The organism is Streptomyces nanshensis (assembly GCF_001751255.1).
GTDB classification, from domain to species: domain Bacteria; phylum Actinomycetota; class Actinomycetes; order Streptomycetales; family Streptomycetaceae; genus Streptomyces; species Streptomyces nanshensis_A.
Map to the genome: position 1 here is coordinate 1 of NZ_LJGW01000680.1, position 6,285 is coordinate 6,285.

General features: G+C 72.3%; 4 protein-coding genes. All 4 read right to left on the reverse strand.

Annotation, left to right across the window (positions count from 1 at the left end):
- Positions 1–791: NrfD/PsrC family molybdoenzyme membrane anchor subunit (gene nrfD / locus AN218_RS34990; protein WP_244900882.1), on the reverse strand; the 791-nt coding region annotated here is incomplete at its 3' end.
- Positions 788–1,870 (reverse strand): 4Fe-4S dicluster domain-containing protein, encoded by a 1,083-nt coding sequence (locus AN218_RS31605; protein ID WP_079132799.1) that lies wholly within the window; start codon positions 1,868–1,870, stop codon positions 788–790. The genes nrfD and AN218_RS31605, both read right to left, overlap by 4 nt.
- A complete protein-coding gene (gene fdh / locus AN218_RS31610) occupies positions 1,867–5,136 on the reverse strand; it encodes a formate dehydrogenase (RefSeq protein ID WP_070020456.1) in 3,270 nt (1,089 codons plus the stop codon). Before fdh ends, AN218_RS31605 begins: the two co-directional genes overlap by 4 nt.
- A gap of 203 nt (positions 5,137–5,339) precedes the next feature.
- On the reverse strand, positions 5,340–6,285 hold a 946-nt coding region (locus AN218_RS31615), incomplete at its 5' end, for an ABC transporter permease (protein ID WP_420856042.1).

Genomic DNA, 6,285 nt, shown 5'->3' on the forward strand with positions numbered 1-6,285 from the left:
GTGTACGAGGCGACCGCCGGACCGAGCAGCGCCGCACCGAGGGTGGCGGCGCGGCCCACGCGCGGCAGCCGTCCGCCGAGGTCGCACAGGGCGGCCGTGCCCGCGGCCGGTCCGTACGCCGCGAGCAGCCACGAACCGACGCTCATGGGAGACGTCGGCTTGAACACCCGGAGCATGTTGACGAACCGGCCCGGACGGCCGAGGTCGTGGATGAGCGCTGCCGTCGACCCGGCGACGCCCAGCGCCGACGCGGTCTTCGCGGCGCGGGCCATGACGGGGCGCCGGGTCAGCTCCGCGCCTGCCGCGAGCACCGAACCGGCACCGGCCAGTCCGCCGAGGAAGAAGTAGCCGGCGATGTTCACCGGCTGCCAGGCGGGCCGGTTGAGCACGGGCCTGCCGTAGTACGAGGTGAACTCGGCGTCGGGCACCACCGTCTGCTCGCCCTTGCCGCGCCGCCTGCCGCCCGCGCGGTGCCTGCCCCTGCCCTTGCCGCCGGACGGCCCGGGACGCCGCTCCCGCTCCCGCCGCTCCTTGCGGCCGTTCCCCTCCCGCGGCCCGCGAGCGGACCCGCCCGTGGACCGTCCCGTCAGATCCTGGCCGCCCACCAGGGCCGCACGTCCGGGACGTACGCCGCGCAGCCCCTCCTTCGTGACGTCGGCGACGCTTCCCGACTCCCGTTCCTCCGCGGGGTTTCCGTAGATCTCGCCGGGCCTGTAGCCCTGCCTGTGCCCGTTGCCGCTCATGCCCCTCCCGTGCCCGCGGGCTCCGCCGCCGGGGGTCTCGCCGCTCATCGCCAGAACCTCCTCGCCGGTGCGGAGTTGCGGCCGTGCGCCGCGAAGACGGCGGCCAGTCCGCCGAGCAGCGTCAGCGCCGCCGCTCCCGCGTGCCGCCACATGGCGGGCAGATCGCGGGTGGTGACCTGCGGGTCGGGCGGCAGCCCGTAGACCTCGGGCTCGTCCAGCAGCAGGAAGAACGCGCCGTCGCCGCCGACGCCGTCCTCGGGATCGTGGCCGTAGAGCCGTGCGTCGCTCACGCCCGCCTCGCGGAGCTGGTCGACGCGCTCCTGCGCCCGCACCCGCAGCTCCTCCAGCGGCCCGAACTGGATGGAGTCCGTGGGGCACGCCTTCGCGCAGGCCGGCTCCTGTCCGGCGCCGAGCCGGTCATAGCACATCGTGCACTTGAACGCCCGCCCGTCGTGCGGCCGTTGCTCGATGACGCCGTACGGGCAGGCCGGTACGCAGTAGCCGCAGCCGTTGCAGATGTCCTCCTGGACGACGACGGTGCCGAACTCCGTACGGAAGAGGGAACCGGTCGGGCACACGTCGAGGCAGGCCGCGTGCGTGCAGTGCTTGCAGACGTCGGAGGACATCAGCCAGCGCAGCTCGCCGCGCCCGTCCCCGTTCCCGTCCGCGTCCCCAGCCCCGGCGCCGTGGCCCGTGCCCGTCCGTTCCGTGCCCGGCGTCGTCGGCGTGATCGCTGCGTCCCCGGGCGGTGTGTCCGACCCCTGCGCGGCCAGGGCGAGGACGTCGACGTGGCTGTGGTCGACGTCCGCGTGCGCGTGCCCGACCGGCTTGGTCTGCTCGATGAACGCCACGTGCCGCCACGTCGAGGCGCCCAGGCCGCCGGAGTTGTCGTAGCTCATCCCGGTGAGGTCGAGCCCGTCCTCCGGGATGGTGTTCCACTCCTTGCACGCGACCTCGCACGCCTTGCAGCCGATGCAGACCGAGGTGTCGGTGAAGAAGCCCATGCGGGGCGGGTGTTCGCCGTCGCCGCCGTACCCGGCGTCCCCGGCCGGGTCTCCCCCCGAGCCTGGCGGCCGGGGGGTGTCACCAGGGCCCGCCAGCAGATTGCGTCCGATGAGCGAGCTCATCCCCGCACCTCCATTCCCGTCGCCTCGCCGATGCCGCCGCGTGCGCGGTACTCCTCCAGCAGCCGCGGCAGGTCGGGGCCGCGGGGGCGCCGCCCGGGGCGGATGTCCGCGGTGAGCGCCTTGACCTCCTGGATGTGCACGTTCGGGTCGAGCGCGATGGACGTCAGCTCGTTCGCGGAGTCGCCCGTCGAGTAGCCGTTGGGCCCCCAGTGGTACGGCAGCCCGATCTGGTGGACCGTACGGCCGCCCGCCCGTACCGGAGACATCCGCTCCGTCACCAGCACCCGCGCCTCGACCGCGCCGCGCGCGGTGACGATCGTCGCCCAGCCCGTGTGCTCCAGGCCCCGCTCGGCGGCCAGTTGGGGCGAGACCTCGCAGAAGAACTCCGGCTGGAGCTCCGCGAGATACGGCGACCAGCGGGTCATGCCGCCGCCGGTGAAGTGCTCGGTGAGGCGGTACGTCGTCACCACGTACGGAAAGACGCCGCTGCCCGGCTCCTTGCCGCTGGGGTGGTAGCGGTTGTGCCCGTCCGCGAAGATCTGCCGCACGGGGCTGCGCTGCTGCCCGTAGAGCGGGTTGGCGACGGGGGAGTCCTGCGGCTCGTAGTGCGTGGGCAGCGGACCGTCGAGGAGCCCCGCCGGCGCGTAGAGCCAGCCCTTGCCGTCGGCCTGCATGATGAACGGGTCGACGCCGCTGAGCGCGTCCGGGCCCGTCGCCCCCGGCTCGGGACGGAAGGACGGCGGCCGGTCCGCGACGAAGTCCGGGTTGTCGTGCCCGGTCCAGCGGCCCTGCTCCGCGTCCCACCACACCAGCGCCTTGCGCGGGCTCCACGGGTCGCCGTCCGGGTCGGCGGACGCGCGGTTGTACAGGATGCGGCGGTTGGCGGGCCAGGCCCAGGCCCACTCGGCGGCGATCCAGTCCTGCTCGGTGTGCGGCTTGCGGCGCGCGGCCTGGTTGACGCCGTCCGCCCGCACACCGCAGTAGATCCAGCAGCCGCACGACGTCGAACCGTCGTCCTTGAGCTGCTGATAGCGGCTGAGGGGGCGGCCGTCCGCGTCGCGGCCGTTGATCTCGGCGAGCACGGCCTCGGCGCTCGGCTCGCGCAGCGCGCCCTCCGTCGGGTAGTCCCAGGCGAGGTCGAGTACGGCACGGTCCATCGGGTCGGCGGAGTCCTTCAGCCGCTCCCGGATGCGCCTGCCGAGGTGGTAGACGAACCACAGGTCGCTGCGCGCCTCGCCGTCCGGCTCCTTCGCCGCGTGGTGCCACTGCACATACCGGTTGGTGTTGGTGAACGAGCCGGCCTTCTCGGTGTGCGAGGCCGCGGGGAAGAAGAAGACCTCGGTGCCGATCTCCTCCGTACGCAGCTCGCCGCTCTCGATCTCCGGGCCGTCCTTCCACCACGTCGCCGACTCCACGAGCGAGAAGTCCCGTACGACCTGCCACTCCAGCGAGGCCATTCCCAGGCGCTGCATACGGGAGTTGGCGGACCCGACGGCCGGGTTCTCCCCCATGAGGAAGTAGCCCTTGCACACGCCGTCGAGCTGGTTGAGCACGGTGTCGTACGTGCTGTGCGAGCCGGTGAGCCGGGGCAGATGGTCGAAGCAGTAGTCGTTGCCGACGGTGGCGGCGTCGCCCCAGTACGCCTTGAGCAGGCTGACGAGGTAGGAGCGCATCTCGCCCCAGAAGCCCTTGTCGGCCCGTACCGCCTCGACGAACGTCTCCAGGTCCTCGTTCTCGTGCGCGTGCGGCATCGGGATGTAGCCGGGCAGCAGGTTGAACAGCGTGGGGATGTCGCTGGAGCCCTGGATGCTGGCGTGGCCGCGCAGCGCCTGGATGCCGCCGCCGGGGCGGCCGATGTTGCCCAGCAGAAGCTGGAGGATGCAGGCGGTACGGATGTACTGGGCGCCGACGGTGTGCTGCGTCCAGCCCACCGCGTAGCAGAACTCGCTGGTGCGGTCCGGGCCGGAGTTCTCCACGAGCGCCCGGCACACCTCAAGGAACGTCTCCCGCGGGATGCCGCAGGTCTCCTCGACCGTCTCCGGGGTGTAGCGCGAGAAATGCCGCTTGAGGATCTGGTAGACGCAGCGCGGATCCGTCAGCGTGCGGTCCTGACGGGACTCGGCCTCGCCCTTGAGGCCGGGCCCGCCGGAGCCGGCCGTCTCCGCCTTGCCGGAGCCGGCCGGGGCGCGGGAGCCCTGGACGCGCTCGTCGTAGAGCGCGTCACGGTCCCCGGACGCGGCCTGTATGGTGCCGCCGCCCTCGTACTGCCAGGACTGCATGTCGTAGCGGCGGGAGTCAGGGCTGAGCCCGGAGAAGAGGCCGTCGAGGTCCTCGGTGTCCTGGAAGTCCTCGCTGACGATCGTGGCCGCGTTGGTGTAGTCGAGGACGTACTCGCGGAAGTCCGAGCCGGTGCTGAGGACGTGGTTGACGATGCCGCCGAGGAAGGCGATGTCGGTGCCCGCGCGGATCGGCACGTACAGATCGGCCAGGGCACTCGTCCGTGTGAAGCGCGGATCGACGTGGATCACTTTGGCGCCGCGCGCCTTGGCCTCCATCACCCACTGGAAGCCGACGGGGTGCGCCTCCGCGAAGTTGGAGCCCTCGATGACGATGCAGTCGGAGTTCTGAAGGTCCTGCAGGAAGGTGGTGGCGCCGCCGCGGCCGAAGGACGTGCCGAGCCCGGCGACCGTCGAACTGTGGCAGACCCGCGCCTGGTTCTCGACCTGGACCACGCCCAGCGCCGTGAACAACTTCTTGATCAGGTAGTTCTCTTCGTTGTCGAGGGCCGCGCCGCCCAGCGAGGCCAGCCCGAGCGTGCGGTTGACGCGCAGTCCCTCGTGCTCCCACTGCCAGGTCTCCCGGCGGGTGCGGATCACCCGCTCCGCCACCATGTCCATGGCGGTCTCCAGATCCAGCCGCTCCCACTCCGTCCCGTACGGGCGCCGGTAGAGCACCTCGTGGCGGCGGGCGTCGCCGGTGGTGAGCTGGAGGGTCGCCGCGCCTTTGGGGCACAGCCGGCCGCGGCTGACGGGGGAGTCCGGGTCGCCCTCGATCTGGACGACCTCGCCGTCCTTGACGTAGACGTTCTGGCCGCAGCCGACGGCGCAGTACGGGCAGACCGACTTGACGATCTCGTCCGCGTCCTCGGTGCGCGGGCTCAGTCCGCGGGTGTACGCGGAGGAGGCGGCGGCGCCGCGCCCCAGCGGATCGTCCCCCGTGAGCTGCCGGTACACGGGCCAGCTCTCCAGCCAGGTGCGCACACCCATCGCCGTCCTCCGTCCACGCGGGGTCCTCGGATCGCGCGGGACCAGTGCCCTTCTCGCGCGGGTTTACGCGTGGGAGGAGGGCAGACGGCGGCGGGTGCGGGCACGGTCGGGCACGGTCGGGTGCGAGTGGGCACGGGCGGGTACGGACGGGGCCGGGAGCGGGCGCGTACGCGGTGTGCGCCCTCGCTCGCGGCCCCGCGCCGTCACACGTCCCGGCGGTTGAGCAGGAGGTACGCGCAGGTCAGGGTGACCGCCGTCACGATGGCGAGGATGCCCAGCAGCGGCCAGCCCGTCGCGGTCTGGTCGTCCGACATGGGGATGCGGTACAGCGACGCGAGACCGTTGAGGGGCGAGTACTCCATGAGCACCTCGCGCACCTTCTCCAGCGTCTCGCCCACCATGAACAGCGCGAGCACCAGCGGCAGCAGCACCAGCCCCATCATCGTCGTGATGGCACCGGCCGAGTGCCGCAGCAGGGCGCCGACCGCCAGCGCCAGCAGGCCCAGCAGCGCGACGTACAGACCCGCGCCGACGGTGGCGCCGAGCCACTGGCTGCCGTCGGCGACCAGTTCGCCGTTCTCCACGGAGTCCTTCAGGGCGTCCACCTTCTCGGCGTACGCGGGGACCTTCTGGCCGCTGAGCATCGTGGAGTTGATGAGCGCGGTGATCGAGCAGGCGGCCGTCGTCATGACGAAGGCCAGCAGGAAGAAGATCAGCGACTTCGCGACGAGCACGCGTCCGCGCTTGGGGCACGCGGTCATGGTCGTACGGATCATGCCGGTGCCGTACTCGGACGTGACGACCAGCACGCCCAGCGTGATGACGCAGATCTGTCCGAGCATCAGCCCGAAGAGGCCGGGGGCGAGCAGCGGCATCCCCACGAAGTCGGTACCGCTGAGGCCGAGCGCGGTCAGCAGACCGATGCCGACGACGAGGGCGAACATCACGCTGAGCGTCCACACCGTGGAGCGCACGGAACGGATCTTCGTCCACTCCGAGACGATCGCGTGGCCGAGGTGCGTCCGCGTGACGGGGATGGGCGAGGTGTAGCCGTTGCCGGGGGCCGGTGCGCCCTGGGGCCCGCCGTGGAAGGCGGCCTGCGGCGGCGCGGTCGCGGTCGCGACGGCACCGGGCGCCTGCTGCGGGCCG